Raw genomic sequence first — 15,078 nt, 5'->3', positions numbered from 1 at the left:
CATCTGGCAGGTTTCTCTATTTAGGTGTGTCCATCGCTCCGGCCTGCTCAAAAGGAAGGTGACTAATGCGTATAGACCGATTAACCAGCAAGCTTCAGCTGGCCTTATCCGATTCTCAATCTCTGGCGGTTGGCCTGGATCATCCGGCCATCGAGCCAGCGCACCTGATGCAGGCGCTGCTTGAACAGCAGGGCGGTTCGATCAAGCCCTTGCTGATGCAGGTGGGCTTCGACGTCAACAGCCTGCGCAAGGAGCTGAGCAAAGAGCTCGATAAACTGCCGAAAATCCAGAACCCCACTGGCGACGTCAACATGTCCCAGGATCTGGCGCGCCTGCTCAACCAGGCCGATCGCCTGGCGCAGCAGAAAGGCGATCAGTTCATTTCCAGTGAGCTGGTGCTGCTGGCGGCCATGGATGAAAACAGCAAGCTCGGCAAACTGCTGCTGGGCCAGGGTGTGAGCAAGAAGGCTCTGGAGAACGCCATCAACAACCTGCGCGGCGGCGAGGCGGTGAATGACGCCAACGTCGAGGAGTCGCGTCAGGCCCTGGATAAATACACCGTTGACCTGACCAAGCGCGCCGAAGAGGGCAAGCTCGATCCGGTGATTGGCCGTGACGATGAAATTCGCCGGACCATCCAGGTGCTGCAGCGCCGGACCAAGAACAACCCGGTGCTGATTGGCGAGCCCGGCGTGGGTAAAACCGCGATTGCCGAAGGCCTGGCCCAGCGGATCATCAATGGCGAAGTGCCCGATGGCCTGAAAGGCAAGCGCCTGCTGTCCCTGGACATGGGGGCATTGATCGCTGGCGCCAAATACCGTGGCGAGTTCGAAGAACGCCTGAAATCCCTGCTCAATGAACTGTCGAAGCAGGAAGGGCAGATCATTCTGTTCATCGATGAGTTGCATACCATGGTCGGCGCCGGCAAGGGCGAAGGCTCCATGGATGCGGGCAATATGCTCAAGCCGGCGCTGGCCCGCGGCGAGTTGCACTGTGTGGGTGCCACCACGCTCAACGAGTACCGCCAATATATAGAGAAGGATGCAGCCCTCGAACGGCGCTTCCAGAAAGTGCTGGTGGACGAGCCGAGCGAGGAAGACACCATTGCCATCCTGCGGGGCCTGAAAGAGCGCTACGAGGTGCACCACAAGGTAGCGATCACCGACGGCGCGATCATTGCCGCGGCCAAGCTCAGCCATCGTTACATCACTGACCGGCAACTGCCGGATAAGGCCATCGACCTGATCGACGAGGCCGCCAGTCGCATCCGCATGGAGATCGATTCCAAGCCGGAAGTGCTGGACCGCCTAGAGCGGCGCCTGATTCAGCTCAAGGTTGAATCCCAGGCCTTGAAGAAAGAAGACGATGAGGCGGCGATCAAACGCCTGGAAAAACTCCAGGAAGAGATTGTCCGTCTGGAGCGCGAATACGCTGACCTCGAAGAAGTCTGGACCTCGGAGAAAGCCGAAGTGCAGGGTTCCGCACAGATCCAGCAGAAGATCGAGCAGTCGCGTCAGGAGCTGGAAGCTGCCCGGCGTAAAGGCGACCTCAATCGTATGGCCGAACTGCAGTACGGGGTGATTCCCGATCTGGAGCGAAGCCTGCAGATGGTCGACCAGCACGGCCAGAGCGAAAACCAGTTGCTGCGTAGCAAGGTCACCGAGGAAGAAATTGCCGAAGTGGTGTCCAAGTGGACCGGCATCCCGGTGTCGAAAATGCTCGAAGGCGAGCGCGACAAGCTATTGAAGATGGAAAGCCTGTTGCATCAGCGGGTGATCGGCCAGAACGAGGCCGTGGTGGCGGTGGCCAATGCGGTGCGCCGTTCCCGAGCCGGGTTGTCCGACCCGAACCGGCCCAGCGGCTCGTTCATGTTCCTCGGCCCGACCGGTGTGGGTAAGACCGAGCTGTGCAAGGCCCTGGCGGAATTTCTCTTCGACACCGAAGAGGCCATGGTGCGGATCGATATGTCCGAGTTCATGGAGAAACATTCCGTGGCTCGCCTGATCGGTGCGCCACCGGGCTATGTCGGTTATGAAGAGGGCGGCTACCTGACCGAAGCCGTGCGTCGCAAGCCGTACTCGGTGATCCTGCTGGACGAAGTCGAGAAGGCGCACCCGGATGTGTTCAACATCCTGCTGCAGGTGCTGGAAGATGGTCGTCTGACGGACAGCCACGGACGTACCGTGGACTTCCGCAACACGGTGATCGTCATGACTTCCAACCTGGGCTCGGCACAGATCCAGGAGTTGGTAGGGGACCGTGAAGCACAGCGGGCAGCGGTGATGGATGCGGTGTCCACCCACTTCCGGCCTGAATTCATCAACCGGGTCGACGAAGTGGTGATCTTCGAGCCTCTGGCGCGGGATCAGATCGCTGGCATCACGCAGATCCAGCTGGGGCGTCTGCGCAGCCGTCTGGCAGAGCGCGAGCTGAGCCTGGTGCTGAGCGACGAGGCCTTGGACAAGCTGATAGCCGTGGGTTACGACCCGGTGTATGGCGCGCGGCCGTTGAAGCGGGCGATTCAGCGCTGGATCGAGAACCCGCTGGCCCAGTTGATCCTGTCCGGTGGCTTCCTGCCAGGCGCCACAGTCACCGCCTCGGTGCAGGACGACGAAATCGTCTTTGCCTGAGCCTTGGATGGCCGGTGAGTAAAAAGGCCTCGCCTGGCGAGGCCTTTTTTTCACTAGGGTGTTGAACTGTAAGGAAAAGGCTTGTAAAGTGCGCCCCGCAGTCAGTCACCCCCCTAGGTTTTTTCTGATGTAGAAGAAACCGGCAATGAAGTCGCAAATCATTGTCTTAAAAGCAATTTAAGGGGTTGACAGGTAGTTTGAAGATTGTAAAATAGCGCGCCTCGGAGGCATGAACGTAGCGATACGGGACAGCCAAAGAGGATGAAGTAAAGAGTTGTAACTTGAAATATGTAGTTCCGTGATAGCTCAGTCGGTAGAGCAAATGACTGTTAATCATTGGGTCCCAGGTTCGAGTCCTGGTCACGGAGCCAATTTCAAACCGGGGTATAGCGCAGTCCGGTAGCGCGCCTGCTTTGGGAGCAGGATGTCAGGAGTTCGAATCCCCTTACCCCGACCATTTTTGGGTCGTTAGCTCAGTTGGTAGAGCAGTTGGCTTTTAACCAATTGGTCGTAGGTTCGAATCCCACACGACCCACCATTTTTGAGACCAGTTCGCTGGAATCGAATCTTAAGATCAGACGCCAAAAGCTCTGTTCGCAGAAGGCGCCTTTTAAAGGTGCCTTTTTTTTACCGGGGTATAGCGCAGTCCGGTAGCGCGCCTGCTTTGGGAGCAGGATGTCAGGAGTTCGAATCCCCTTACCCCGACCATATTCACGATAAAGGGCACCTTCCAAGGTGCCCTTTTTCGTTTGTCTGCAAAAACGTAATGCCCCGGGGCGGCAGGAGGAAGCTGCGCCCCCTGCCTCATTCGACGGGCAACTCCTCCCAGACCCTGCGCTGTTCCAGCAGACGCCCCTCCAGGGTCACGATCGCCTGTTTCACCTGCTCTATGCACTCCCTGACCGCCTCCAGAGACAGCTCAGGACTCAGGCATGCGTCTTCCAGCTGGCGACAGCTCTCGACCAATTGTTCACCCTTGACCACTCGCGCAGCGCCCTTGATGCGGTGCGCCAGCTCTGCCAGTTCCACGGTCGCCTGTTCCTGGAACAAGGCATCGAGGCTTTGCATGTCCACGCGGTTGTTGCTCAGCAACTCACTCAGGATGTGCTGCAGCATGGTCGGTTCGCTGCCCACCAGGGTATGCAAGGACTCCAGATCGAATACCCGGGAGGAGCGGGGGCTGGCGGACTTCGGACTGGCGAGGCTTTCGTGTTCGCCCTCATCGGCCTGTCCCATGGCCAGCAGGCGTTCCTCCAGCTCGTCCAGGCTGATGGGCTTGATCAGGCAGTCGTTCATTCCCGCCTGGATGCAGCGTTCCACTTCCTCCTGCTGGGCGTCAGCGGTCAGGCCGATGATCATCATCGGCTCTGCGGCGTTGTCCCGTTCATCCTGGCGAATCGCCCGGGTCATCTCGGCCCCGTTCATGATGGGCATGTGGCAGTCGGTGATGATCACGTCGAAGTCCTGCTCGCGCCAGATGTGCAGAGCCTCCAGACCGTCTTGCGCCTCGAACACGTCATGGCCGAGGAAGCACAGTTGCTGCTGCAGGACCTGGCGGTTCACCGGATGATCGTCCACCACCAGGATCTGCAAGCGGTACATGTGACGCTTGTTGACCGCAGGCAGGCGCTCGGCGGCGGCCACGCGCTCCAGCGTCTGCAGGCGCAACTCCACATCCACGCGGGTGCCTTGCCCCACGGCGCTGCTCATCGACACCTGGCCCCCCATCATTTCGCACAGGGAACGGCAAATCACCAGGCCCAGGCCCGTGCCTTCGATGTTCTGCACGTTGCGCTCAACCTGGGCGAAAGGCTGGAACAGACGCTGCTGGCTGCAGGGCGAGATGCCGATCCCCGAGTCCTCGACACAGAGCCGCACTCGCAGCGTCGCGTTGTCCAGCAGTTCGCCGCCGATGCTCACCTTGATAAACCCGGCTTCGGTGAATTTGATGGCGTTGCTCACCAGATTGGACAGGATCTGCTTGAAACGCAGGCCGTCCACCAGTACATCGCCGTTGATGCTGGAGTCGATTTCGAGGATCAGGCTCAGGCATTTCTGTCGGGCCAACCCCTCGAACACCCGCGCCACCGACTCCACCAGTTCACGCAGGTTGGCCCGTTTGGGCGAGAGACTCAGGCGCCCCGACTCGATACGGGCGATATCAAGAATGTCGCCGATCAGCTCCAGCAGGCTGTGCGCCGAGCTGTAGGCAATTTCAATGCTGGAGCGTTCGATCCTGTCGCTGTCGGCGCGTTTGAGCGCCAGTTCCAGAATGCCGATGATCGCGTTCATCGGCGTGCGGATTTCATGGCTCATGGTGGCCAGGAATGTGGTCTTGGCCCGGCTGGCCTCGTCCGCGAGGTTCTTGGCTTCCTTCAGCTCCTGAACCAGATGGCGATGCTTGGTGATGTCCAGCCAGCCACAGATCACGCCTTTGGTAATGCCATTGGCATCCTTGAACGGCTGAATCCAGTGCTCGATCCAGACCTCCTTGCCCTGCAGCTTCACCGCATAGACCGAGGTGATGGTCTGGCCGTCGTTGATTGCCTGCAGGTAGTTCTGATGCAGATCGGGTTCCGCCGCAAAGTGCTCGGGCGGCAGTTGCTGCACGGTGCGGTTCAGCACCTCTTCGGCGCGCAGCCCGACGCTCTCCAGGTAACTGCGGTTGCAGGACAGCATGTTGCCGTCCATATCGCGGATATAGAGCGCAGGCGGCATGTTTTCCGCCAGCGTTTCGATAAAGCGCAATTGGTCGTTGAGGGTTTGCTCGGCCTTGACCCGACGACGCAAGGAGAAGACCCAGGCCAGTGACAGCAGGAGCAGCAGCGAGGCTCCGGCGATGATCTCGGCGATCATCAGGGCGTAGTCGCGCCAGGTTTGGCTGCTCATCCCCGGGGGCGAGCGCCAGTGGCTGGCGATGGCGTTCAGGTCGTCCGCGGGTAGGCTGAGCAGGGCCTTGTCGAGGATGGATTGCAGTTCCGAGTCGCTGCGGCGCACGGCAAAGTTGGCGGTGGCCTGGGTGGTATGAATCAGGTCGGCGACGGCCAGGCGGTTCTGAAACAGACGGACAATGTAATAACGCGAGGCCGGTAGGGATACCACCGCAGCATCCGCGCTGCCTTCATAGACCATGTTCATGGCGTCCAGCGAGGCACCGGCTTCGATCACCCGGGTTCGTGGATACAGCTCGCGCACCTGTTGCAACGTGACATGGCCGCTCGGTATGGCCAGGCGCTTGCCGACCAGTTCTCCGGCAGGCAGTGCCCTGCCGTTCTTGTCGGTTTGGGTGACGAGGACAAAGGGGCTGCTCAGAAAGGGCCGGGTGAAGCGCAGATTGTTCTCGCGTTGCGCGCTGGCGGTCATGATGGCCAGGTCCGCTTCAGATTTACGCAGGGCTTCAACCTGTTCCGGGTAGCTACCGTTGCGGGCGGTCACCTGGAAACGCAGGCCGGTGCGTTGGGCAATCAGCTCCAGCAGTTCGGCGGTGACTCCGGAGAAAATGCCGTTGGCGTCAAAAAAGGCCACAGGTGCCAGGTCGTCGTTGATCACCAGGCGGACCACCGGATTGCGGGCGATCCAGCGCGATTCCTCTGGCGTCAGGGCCACCTTCTCGTCCGTTGGAATGAAGCCGCTGCCTACCCAGCGGCGACTGAGGCTGATGAGTTTTTCCCGGCCAATGGCTTCGATGCACTGGTCGACGATGCGCTGCAGGCGCTGGTTGTCCCCCTTGAGTGCAAAGCCATAGCCACCCTCGGAAAACTCAGCGAAACGTTCGAACTTGAGGTAGCTGTAGTAGGAGCGATTGATACGGAAATAGGCGCTGAGCACATCGTCCAGGTACATGTCGGCATGGCCGAAGGCCGCCGCGGCGATGGCTTCGTCAGGGGTGGGGTAGATCATCAGGTGGGCGAGGGGGAAGCGTGACAGCAGTTCGGCGCTGTGCTCCTGGGGGACGGCTAGCCGCAGCCCGGCCAGGTCGGCGGGTGCCGGCCTCAGGTTGTTGTTGCGGCTGAACAGCGCCAGGCGACCCTCGGCGAAGGGGCGGCTGAACCTGAGGGGATCGGTACTGGCTGGCTCCGAACTGTAGCTGCCCAGCAGATCGATGTCGGCGGCCTGCAAGGCCTGCAAGGCGGCGTCCCGGGTGGCAAAGGGCACGACCTTGATGCGTATCCCGAGCATCTGCCCGATCAAGGCACTGACGTCGGCGGAAATGCCTTCGTAGTAGTTGTCGTTGTAACTGACATTGAACGGTGCCGACTCGGTGGCGACGGCACCGATTTTCAACGCGGACTTGTGGCGCAGCCAATGCCAGTCTTCATCCTCCAGGGCCAGATCGTGGTGGTCGAGGTGAACCGTGCTGTGCAGGGTATTGGGCACTGTCGCGGGCTCGGCCGCTGCCGGTTGCACAGCGGTGAGCGCCAAGCAGAAAAACAGCCAGATAAATCGTGAATGCATGATCGCGTCGAAAGTAGGAGGGCAGGAGGGCTTGAGCCGGGAGTCGTAGCGCAATGCGCGCGGGGCGGACGGTACATGAAGTGGGGCCATGGGTCGCCACCTTGAACGGCTGTCGTGGGGAGCTAGCGGGTGCAATAGGCGATGAAGTGATTTTCCGGCATGGGACGCGCGAACAGAAAACCCTGGGCGGTTTCGCACCCCAGCGTCAGCAGGCGCTCCTGCTGCTCGCGGGTTTCCACCCCTTCGATGATCAATGACATGCCCAGCGAGCGAGCCAGCGCTACGGTGTAGCTGATGACCGCGTTGCTCCTGGGTTGATGCCCCATCTTGCGCACGAAGGCGCCATCGAGCTTGATCTGGCTGAAGGGCAGTTCACACAGGCGATCCAGGCTGGCGTAGCCGGCGCCGAAATCGTCCATGGCCAGGCCGCACCCCATCACTCGCAGGCGCACCAGGTTTTCCAGGCTGATGGCGGGAGCGCTGATCAGGCTGGTTTCGGTGATCTCGAAAGTGATGCTGGCGCTCGGCACCTGAAACAGCGTGAGCAACGAGGCAATGGATTCGGTCAGGGTCTGGGACACCAGTTGCGATGGGTGCAGGTTGAAGGAAAACCCCAGGGCGGTGCCTTTCTCCGCCAATTTGCGGCGCAGAGCCAGACCCTGATCGAATAACTGCCAGAACAGGCGGTCCAGCAGGTGGTGGTGTTCCATGAGGCACAGAAAGTGCGAGGGCGGCAGGACGCCCAGTTGGGGGTGATTCCAGCGAGCCAGTACTTCCACCCCCAGCAGCGACGCGTCTTCGAGGGCGACCTTGGGTTGGTAATAAGGTTCGAACTCGCCGTTGTCCAGGCCTCGAAGGACATCCTTCAGGGCCGGTAGCCTGGATTGTTCCGGGGCCTCGCTCAGTCCGGGGCGCTGGGCCTGGTGGCGTTTCAGTAGCGTGGTCAGCCGCTCCAGATCGAAGGGCTTGCCCAGGTCACCGAGGAAGTTGAAACCCAGGCGCTTGATCATGGACACGGTGGTGTGGCGCAAGATCGAATCGATCTGGCTGCAGAGGATGACCGAGTGCAACTTGCCGCTTTGGCTGGCTTTACGCAGGAAGGCCAGACCATCCATGCCGGACATCTTCAAGTCGCAGATGGCGATGTCCATTTTCTCGCTGTTCTCCAGCAGCGCCAGGGCTTCGCTGCCGCTGGCGGCCTGATGCACCGGCCCCGACATCACTTTTTTCAAGGCCGTCACGGTGACCAGGCGTTGCAGCGGTTCATCTTCCAGAACCAGAACATTCAAATGTTGCATTTCCGGCTCGCTTCATTATTTGCCGGCCATCTTGCTTAACAATCTGGATCGGGAGCCATAAGGCAAATCCCCATGTATGGTGGGAAATTTCCTAGTGAAAAATCAGACTGTCTGATTCCTTTGGGAGAAGTGATTAACCTCTTGTATCGTTGCTTATTTGCCAGGAATCTGAAATTTCCCGGGAATCAACAGGGCATCGCGCAAGCAATGCCTCCGTGGCAATAGTGTTTATGCAGATACGAAAGTTGCATCTGATCGAGGTGCGATTGCGTTTATCTTCCGAGCGACAAGGCCTGCCCTCAGGCAGGTTTCTAAGGTGAAGTGACAACATGCACAGCGTATTGATAGTTGACGATCATCCTGTTGTCCGGCTCGCCGTTAAGGTCTTGCTGGAAAAAAACAACATGCGGGTTGTGGCCGAAACAGACAATGGACTGGATGCGCTGGAACTGGTGCGTGAACATGAACCGGCGGTGGTGATCCTCGATATTGGCATTCCCAAACTGGACGGCCTCAAGGTGCTGTCACGGATCAAGGCCCTGGGCATGTCCACCGAAGTGCTGGTGTTGACCTCGCAGTCTGTCGAGAGTTTCTGCAGGCGCTGCATTCAGTTGGGCGCGCGTGGATTCGTCAACAAGGAGGAGGACCTGAGCAATCTGGTGGTGGCCATCAATGCAGTGTTGGCCGGCTATACCTTCTACCCGTCCCTGGCACAGGATGTATCCATTCCCACCGCGCAACAGCAGTCCGAGAGCGAACAGATAGGTTTGTTGACCGACCGGGAAATGATCGTGCTGCAGTATCTGGCCCAGGGTTATTCGAACAAGGCTATTGGTGAAAAACTGTTCTTGAGCAACAAGACCGTCAGTACTTATAAAACCCGTTTATTGCAGAAGCTGGGCTTGGGTTCTCAAGTAAGTCTGGCGGAGTTTGCCAAGCGCAATGCGTTGATTCCCTGAATTGAATCTGGCCGGCCAGTTGTAATTCTTGTACTCGATTGTCTGAGTCTCGATCTTTGAAGATGGGCGACACACTATCGCGCTCTTTGTACATGGCTTCAGATCTGCCGGAACCGCTCTGCGGGTGTTTTACCGTAAGTGCTACCGAACTTCGTGGCCCATCTTGCATGGGCCACTGATACTTCTTGGCGTTTGAGAGGCTTCTTGTTGCCGTGGCAAGTGCCGTCACGCTCTGCCAAGTCCGGCAGTGAAGCCTGAAGGCGCGACGGTTTTTTCCTGCGTGCATTGCACATCGGGCCAATGGTGGTGATCCGGGCTGTGCCGATCCAGGGAGGCTGGTTCAACCGCCGATAATATTGTGCTGTGGTCCAAAGGGCAGAGCGGTGATGTTTTCCGCGCCCTGGGCATTGACGATCAGGATGTCGTGCTCCCGATAGCCGCCTGCACCAGGCAGGCCCTGGGGCAGCCGGATCATCGGCTCCATGGACACCACCATGTCCGGCTCCAGCACAGTGTCCACGTCCTCGCGAAACTCCAGGCCGGTCTCCCGGCCGTAGTAGTGGTTGAGGATGCCGAACGAGTGGCCGTAGCCGAAGGTGCGGTATTGCAGAAGGTCATGCTCCAGGTAGATCTGGTTCAACTGCCGGGCAATCTCGCTGCAGCGGGCGCCGGGCCTGATCAGTTGCAACCCGGCCTGGTGCACCTTGACGTTGATTTCCCAGAGCCGCAGGTGGGCATCGGGACAGTGGCCGAGGAACAGCGTGCGCTCCAGCGCGGTGTAGTAGCCGGCGATCATCGGGAAGCAATTGAGGCTGAGGATTTCCCCCGGACTGACCCGGCGCGACGTCACCGGGTTATGGGCGCCGTCGGTGTTGATTGCGGATTGAAACCAGGTCCAGGTGTCCATCAATTCGGCGTGGGGAAAGGTGCGGGCGATTTCCCGCACCATGGCCTGGGTGGCGTGCAGCGCGACTTCGTACTCCTGCACCTGATCATGCAGCGCCTCGATCGCGGCGGCGCCGCCTATGTCGGCAATGCGCGCGCCCTGGCGGATCAGCGCTTGTTCCTCGGTGGACTTGAGCATGCGCAGGTTCATGCACGGACCGGCGATGTCCAACAACTGCGCCTGTGGATAAAGTTCGGCCAGGGCGCGGTAATGGGGCAGGCTCAACTGATCGAACTCCAGTCCCAAACGCGAAGCTCGGGGCAGGGCCTGTTTGACCGCGACGAGGAAGTTGCCTTGTTGCCAGTCGGTATAGATCACTTGAGCGTCACAGATCGCCCGTCGACCCGGCTGGCCGTCGTCGATATTGGCGCTGATCAGCACCGTGCGTTCCTGGGTCACCGCCAGTGCGTACTGACGGCCAAAGGAGCAGTACAGGTAATCGGCGTAGTAGTTGATGTTGTGGTACGAGGTGAACAGCGCGGCGTCCAGTCCCTCCCGGGCCATGTGAGTGCGCAGGGCACTCAGGCGCCGGGCGTATTCCGCGGCAGAGAAGGTGGAAGGGGCTTTTTCGCCATTGTGCAACTCAAGCGTCTGGGGCATCTGCATGGCATGGGTCCTTGTCTGCTATGAAGGATGCGTAGCGCCACACTCGGGTGGGCCGGGACACTGCATTGCAGCAGATCGCCCAGTGGCAAGCATGTGCAGGACCGACCCCGGGTTGACTGCAAGCGCTGTTTTGCCCGAGCGCCGCCCCTGGAGGCCAGGGCGCTGGCGAGCCGGACGAGCAGCATCGAAGGCTGGCACCCCGCTACATTGCGCAGCGGGGGCACATGGACAGTCAGGGACTCAGTGCAGCTTCAGGCGTGGGTCGGTGCCCCGTCCGATCCGGCTGCCGAGCATCAGCATCGCCGTGCGGAAGACGCCATACAGCGCCATCTGGTGCATGCGGTACAGCGAGATGTAGAACATCCGCGCCAGCCAGCCTTCGAGCATTACGCTGCCGGTGAGGTTGCCCATCAGGTTGCCCACCGCCGAGAAACGTGACAGCGAGATCAGCGAGCCGTAGTCGGTGTATTTGTAGGTCGGCAGGTCTTTTCCTTCGATGCGCAGCTTCAGCGACTTGGCCAGCAAGGAGGCTTGCTGGTGCGCGGCCTGGGCCCTGGGCGGCACGTTGCGGTCGCTGCCCGGTTGCGGGCAGGCGGCGCAGTCACCGAAGGCGAAGATGTTTTCGTCGCGGGTGGTCTGCAAGGTGGGCAGCACCTGAAGCTGATTGATGCGGTTGGTTTCCAGGCCGTCGATGTCCTTGAGAAAACCCGGTGCGCGAATGCCTGCCGCCCATACCTTGAGGCTGGCGGGAATGGTCTGGCCATCGGCGGTGATCAGGCTCTCGGCAGTCACTTCGCTGACCGCGGCATTGGTCAGCACCTTCACTCCGAGCTTCTCCAGGGTCTTGTGCACCGGGCCGCTGATGCGCTCGGGCAGGGCCGGGAGCACCCGTGGTCCGGCTTCGATCAGGGTGATGTGCATGTTTTCCGGCTGGATACGATCCAGGCCATAGGCCGCCAGCTCATGGGCCGCGTTATGCAGTTCGGCGGCCAGTTCCACGCCGGTGGCTCCGGCGCCGACGATGGCCACGCTGATCTGTTCCACGGCATCGGTCTGCCCGGCGTGGGCCCGCAGGTAGTGGTTGAGCAACTGCTGGTGGAAACGTTCGGCCTGCTTGCGCGTGTCGAGGAACAGGCAGTGCTGGGCCGCGCCCTGGGTGCCGAAGTCGTTGGTGGTACTGCCCACGGCAATCACCAGGGTGTCGTAGCCCAGCTCCCGGGCCGGCAGCAGCTCCACGCCGGCTTCGTCATAGGTCGCCGCCAGCTGGATTCGCTTGCGTTGGCGATCGAGCCCGCTCATGCGCCCCAGCTGGAACTCGAAGTGGTTCCATTTGGCTTGGGCGACGTAGTTGAGTTCGTCTTCGGAGGAGTTCAGCGAACCGGCGGCCACTTCATGCAGCAGGGGCTTCCAGATATGGGTCAGGTTGGCGTCCACCAGCATCACACTGGCGGTGCCGCGCTTGCCCAGAGTCTTACCCAGGCGGGTCGCCAACTCCAGGCCGCCGGCGCCGCCGCCAACGATGACAATACGATGAGTCATGGGGATATCTCGCAAGGCTAAAAGAAATCGGTGCAGTCAACCGAGCGAGCGCAAGGCAGCTCATAGCGTCAGGTAACTGATGAAACGGCTCAACAGGCCGAGGGCGACGGTCACCGCAACCACCACCACGAGGAGCATCCACGGCCGGAAGGGCCGGCGCTCGACTCGGTGCTGGGGCAGTTGCAGATATTCTTCGACATGGCGTTGGTCGTCGGGGTTCAGGCGGCTGCTCATAAAGGGCCTCGTCAGGTAGACGTCGCAACACAGGGGAATGTTACAGCGCAATGCAATTGGGCATGAGTCGAGCATAGCCGCTGCCATGCGGGGGCGATGACGAGGTCCCTGCGTTGGCAGGCAGGACGCTTTTTTACCATTGCCGAGGGGTAATGCGCCATGCCCACGCAGGGCGGATTGACGACCGCTACAAACTGATGCCGACGTCGAAGAGGATGCTGCGCCCCAGATTGCTGCGCAGGAACTCCGGTGCATCGGGATGGGCAAACAGCACCCGGGCGAAGGTCGGCCCCACCAGCGACAGTGAGCGCCAGCCCTGGCGCAGGTATTCGGTGGGCGGCGGGAAGTGGCTGTTCAGATCCAGCACCTCACGTTTCAGCGCGGCGAAGGCAATGATGTCCAGCTCGCCGAGGTTCATCCCGCGTTCCTTGTAGTTGTGAGCCTTCTTGCGCAGGGTCGGTGCCAGGCGCAGCAGCAGTTCGTTGGCCGGGATACGCTTGGGCTTGGCTTCGCGGCGCACCAGCTGGCTCAGGGAAAACGCACTGCGCCGCCGCTGCAGTTCGTCGCGCCATTCGTCGTTGAGACGGCGGCCCTCATCGAGGACGAAGAACACCTCGAAGCTGGCTTCGCGAAACAGCACATCTGGCGGCTCTTGTCCGGCGGCAGTGAATTCGTCATTGCGATAGGGAATGTTCAGGCCTTGCAGCAGGCGCTGGCAGACCCAACGCTCACGCTCCCATTTGCGGGCATTGGACAGGAACGCGTTGGCTTGTTCGGCCTGGATGGTAAGCAGGCGCAAAAAATCTGAGTCATCCATAGCTTCAAGCTTAGCGCCCAAATATGACCTTTAGCAGCAAGCTTGCGGAAAAACCTTGGCCCCGGGGCCGGAGGCGCGCTTGCTGGAGCACGGCCAAGGGCGGTGTAGACTGTTTGCCGTCCTCCCCCTCGATTTAGGAGCCTGCAGTGAAACTCTGGTCAATTCTGTTGCTGAGCCTGTTGCCTTTGTGGGCCCAGGCCCAGGAAATCGGTGAGCGTCTGGCCCCCTGGACCTTGCTGGATCAATTCGATCAGGCCTACAGCCTCGACTCCCAGGCGCGGTTCCTGCTGGTGGCTCGCGGTATGGATGCGGCCAAGGTGGTGAACGGTGCGCTCAAGGACAAGCCCAAGGATTATCTGCAGGCGCGTCATGGGGTCTTTGTCGCGGACATCCAGCGCATGCCGGCGCTGATCGCCAAGATGTTCGCGGTGCCTGCCATGCGTGACTATCCCTACCGGGTGATGCTCGATCGGGAAGGGCGCGTGGCCTCGCGTTACCCCGCTGCCGAGGACAAGGTCCTGTGGTTGCAATTGCAGGATGGCCAACTGGTGTCTCGGCAAGAGTTCGCCACGGTTGAGCAGTTGAAGGCGGCGCTGGAGTACGTCCGGCCATGATCAGCGCGGCGCTGCTGTCGCCGGAAAGCCTGAGCATCGGCTGGCTCCTGTATGTCCCGGTGCTGGCCTGGGCGGTATTGCGGGCGCCGTGGGTCGAGCTGTTCACCGACAGCCGCCGCCAGCATCTGCTGTTCGGTACGGTGTTTGCCCTGTTTCTGCTGTGGCTGGTGCGTCGGGACTTCGACACTGGCGTGTCCTATCACTTCATTGGCATGACCGCGGTGACCCTGCTGCTGGATTGGCCATTGGCGATCGTGGGGGGCTTGATCGCGCAACTGGGGCTGCTGGCCCTGGGCCGGCAGGATCTGGCGGCATTGGGGGTCAACGGGGTCTTGCTGATCCTGCTGCCGGTGGCGGTTACCGAAGCCTGCGCCTTGCTGGTGGAGCGCGCCCAGCCGCGCAATCCCTTCGTCTATATCTTTTGTTCGGGCTTCTTCGCCGCAGCCTTGTCGGCGCTTCTGTGCCTGCTCTGCGCGCTGGGCCTGTTGTGGTTCGACGAGCGTTTCGCCATGCCCGAGTGGCTGGAGGACTTCGTCGGTTACCTGTGGCTGATCATCTTTCCCGAGGCGTTCATCAACGGCATGGTGATCAGTGCCCTGGTGGTGTTTTGCCCGGAATGGCTGGAAACCTTCAATCGCACCCGTTACCTCTCGGCACCCTGGAAAGACGAGGATCCGCGCTCTTGATCCATATCAACGCCAAGCCTGGGGGGCCGCTGCATGCTCGGCAAAAATCCCAGGAGTGCGGTCATGAGTGTCTATCAGTGGGCCCGGCAGGAAGTGCGCGACAGCCTGCACAGTGCCCAGCAGGAAGGGTTTGAACCAGGCTTGAGCCTGCGGGCGTTGCTCAGTGCGGTGGTACAGCAGAGCAAGAGCGTGCGCAGCATCGAGGATCTGGCAGACGAGTTGCAGTTCCTCGCGGAGAACCTCGACGACGATCAGGACTACAGTTTCATGCGGCCCTGACCGGCGACGGTTTGA

11 protein-coding genes and 4 tRNA genes are annotated in these 15,078 nt (G+C 60.6%); 9 read left to right on the top strand and 6 right to left on the bottom strand.

The window, feature by feature from the left end:
- The first annotated feature begins 65 nt into the window (after positions 1 to 65).
- The 5 genes from clpB to DNK59_RS29780 all read left to right on the top strand — a co-directional run bounded on the left by clpB (position 66) and on the right by DNK59_RS29780 (position 3,338).
- Positions 66 to 2,630, top strand: a complete 2,565-nt coding sequence (gene clpB / locus DNK59_RS29800; protein WP_092309962.1) for an ATP-dependent chaperone ClpB — start codon at positions 66 to 68, stop codon at positions 2,628 to 2,630.
- Between the two features lie 295 nt (positions 2,631 to 2,925).
- A tRNA-Asn gene (locus tag DNK59_RS29795) sits at positions 2,926 to 3,001 on the top strand.
- Between the two features lie 9 nt (positions 3,002 to 3,010).
- Positions 3,011 to 3,087: transfer RNA gene (locus tag DNK59_RS29790), tRNA-Pro, on the top strand.
- A gap of 5 nt (positions 3,088 to 3,092) precedes the next feature.
- Positions 3,093 to 3,168 (top strand) — tRNA-Lys (locus DNK59_RS29785).
- 93 nt (positions 3,169 to 3,261) lie between these two features.
- Positions 3,262 to 3,338: transfer RNA gene (locus DNK59_RS29780), tRNA-Pro, on the top strand.
- Positions 3,339 to 3,434: 96 nt separating this feature from the next.
- Here DNK59_RS29780 and DNK59_RS29775 read toward each other — a convergent pair.
- Both DNK59_RS29775 and DNK59_RS29770 read right to left on the bottom strand, forming a co-directional pair.
- Positions 3,435 to 7,085 (bottom strand): transporter substrate-binding domain-containing protein, encoded by a 3,651-nt coding sequence (locus tag DNK59_RS29775; RefSeq protein WP_110725623.1) that lies wholly within the window; start codon positions 7,083 to 7,085, stop codon positions 3,435 to 3,437.
- A gap of 122 nt (positions 7,086 to 7,207) precedes the next feature.
- The gene (locus tag DNK59_RS29770; protein ID WP_092309968.1) at positions 7,208 to 8,383 is read right to left on the bottom strand and encodes an EAL domain-containing protein; all 1,176 of its coding nucleotides are present in this window, start codon (positions 8,381 to 8,383) and stop codon (positions 7,208 to 7,210) included.
- 329 nt (positions 8,384 to 8,712) lie between these two features.
- Here DNK59_RS29770 and DNK59_RS29765 point away from each other — a divergent pair, with 329 nt between their 5' ends.
- Positions 8,713 to 9,342, top strand: a complete 630-nt coding sequence (locus DNK59_RS29765) for a response regulator transcription factor (RefSeq protein WP_092309971.1) — start codon at positions 8,713 to 8,715, stop codon at positions 9,340 to 9,342.
- Between the two features lie 340 nt (positions 9,343 to 9,682).
- On the opposite strand, the gene DNK59_RS29760 is transcribed toward DNK59_RS29765, so the two are convergent.
- From DNK59_RS29760 to DNK59_RS29745, 4 genes are all read right to left on the bottom strand, one after another.
- Positions 9,683 to 10,894, bottom strand: a complete 1,212-nt coding sequence (locus DNK59_RS29760) for a M24 family metallopeptidase (protein ID WP_110725622.1) — start codon at positions 10,892 to 10,894, stop codon at positions 9,683 to 9,685.
- Between the two features lie 240 nt (positions 10,895 to 11,134).
- Positions 11,135 to 12,433, bottom strand: coding sequence for an NAD(P)/FAD-dependent oxidoreductase (locus DNK59_RS29755; protein WP_110725621.1), 1,299 nt, complete (start codon positions 12,431 to 12,433; stop codon positions 11,135 to 11,137).
- Between the two features lie 60 nt (positions 12,434 to 12,493).
- Entirely contained in the window at positions 12,494 to 12,667 is a 174-nt protein-coding gene (locus DNK59_RS29750; RefSeq protein ID WP_092309978.1) for a DUF3094 family protein, read from the bottom strand.
- A 187-nt stretch (positions 12,668 to 12,854) separates the two neighbouring features.
- Positions 12,855 to 13,484, bottom strand: coding sequence for a DUF1780 domain-containing protein (locus tag DNK59_RS29745; protein ID WP_092309981.1), 630 nt, complete (start codon positions 13,482 to 13,484; stop codon positions 12,855 to 12,857).
- A 146-nt stretch (positions 13,485 to 13,630) separates the two neighbouring features.
- Between DNK59_RS29745 and DNK59_RS29740 the strand changes: the two genes are divergently transcribed.
- From DNK59_RS29740 to DNK59_RS29730, 3 genes are all read left to right on the top strand, one after another.
- Complete coding sequence (locus DNK59_RS29740; RefSeq protein ID WP_110725620.1) at positions 13,631 to 14,098, top strand: FAD/FMN-containing dehydrogenase; 468 nt, start codon at positions 13,631 to 13,633, stop codon at positions 14,096 to 14,098.
- Positions 14,095 to 14,784, top strand: a complete 690-nt coding sequence (locus tag DNK59_RS29735) for an energy-coupling factor ABC transporter permease (RefSeq protein WP_110725619.1) — start codon at positions 14,095 to 14,097, stop codon at positions 14,782 to 14,784. Before DNK59_RS29740 ends, DNK59_RS29735 begins: the two co-directional genes overlap by 4 nt.
- Before the next feature lie 63 nt (positions 14,785 to 14,847).
- The gene (locus DNK59_RS29730) at positions 14,848 to 15,063 is read left to right on the top strand and encodes a hypothetical protein (RefSeq protein WP_016968161.1); all 216 of its coding nucleotides are present in this window, start codon (positions 14,848 to 14,850) and stop codon (positions 15,061 to 15,063) included.
- Positions 15,064 to 15,078 lie beyond the last annotated feature (15 nt).

This window comes from Pseudomonas sp. TKO26, assembly GCF_003225665.1.
Classification (GTDB): Bacteria; Pseudomonadota; Gammaproteobacteria; order Pseudomonadales; family Pseudomonadaceae; genus Aquipseudomonas; species Aquipseudomonas saponiphila.
This window is presented reverse-complemented; position numbering and strand designations above follow the sequence as displayed.

Bases quoted from the DNA above. Each gene is read 5' to 3' on its own strand.
- clpB (WP_092309962.1), top strand. From the start codon at position 66: ATGCGTATAGACCGATTAACCAGCAAGCTTCAGCTGGCCTTATCCGAT.
- DNK59_RS29775 (WP_110725623.1), bottom strand. From the start codon at position 7,085: ATGCATTCACGATTTATCTGGCTGTTTTTCTGCTTGGCGCTCACCGCT.
- DNK59_RS29770 (WP_092309968.1), bottom strand. From the start codon at position 8,383: ATGCAACATTTGAATGTTCTGGTTCTGGAAGATGAACCGCTGCAACGC.
- DNK59_RS29765 (WP_092309971.1), top strand. From the start codon at position 8,713: ATGCACAGCGTATTGATAGTTGACGATCATCCTGTTGTCCGGCTCGCC.
- DNK59_RS29760 (WP_110725622.1), bottom strand. From the start codon at position 10,894: ATGCAGATGCCCCAGACGCTTGAGTTGCACAATGGCGAAAAAGCCCCT.
- DNK59_RS29755 (WP_110725621.1), bottom strand. From the start codon at position 12,433: ATGACTCATCGTATTGTCATCGTTGGCGGCGGCGCCGGCGGCCTGGAG.
- DNK59_RS29750 (WP_092309978.1), bottom strand. From the start codon at position 12,667: ATGAGCAGCCGCCTGAACCCCGACGACCAACGCCATGTCGAAGAATAT.
- DNK59_RS29745 (WP_092309981.1), bottom strand. From the start codon at position 13,484: ATGGATGACTCAGATTTTTTGCGCCTGCTTACCATCCAGGCCGAACAA.
- DNK59_RS29735 (WP_110725619.1), top strand. From the start codon at position 14,095: ATGATCAGCGCGGCGCTGCTGTCGCCGGAAAGCCTGAGCATCGGCTGG.
- DNK59_RS29730 (WP_016968161.1), top strand. From the start codon at position 14,848: ATGAGTGTCTATCAGTGGGCCCGGCAGGAAGTGCGCGACAGCCTGCAC.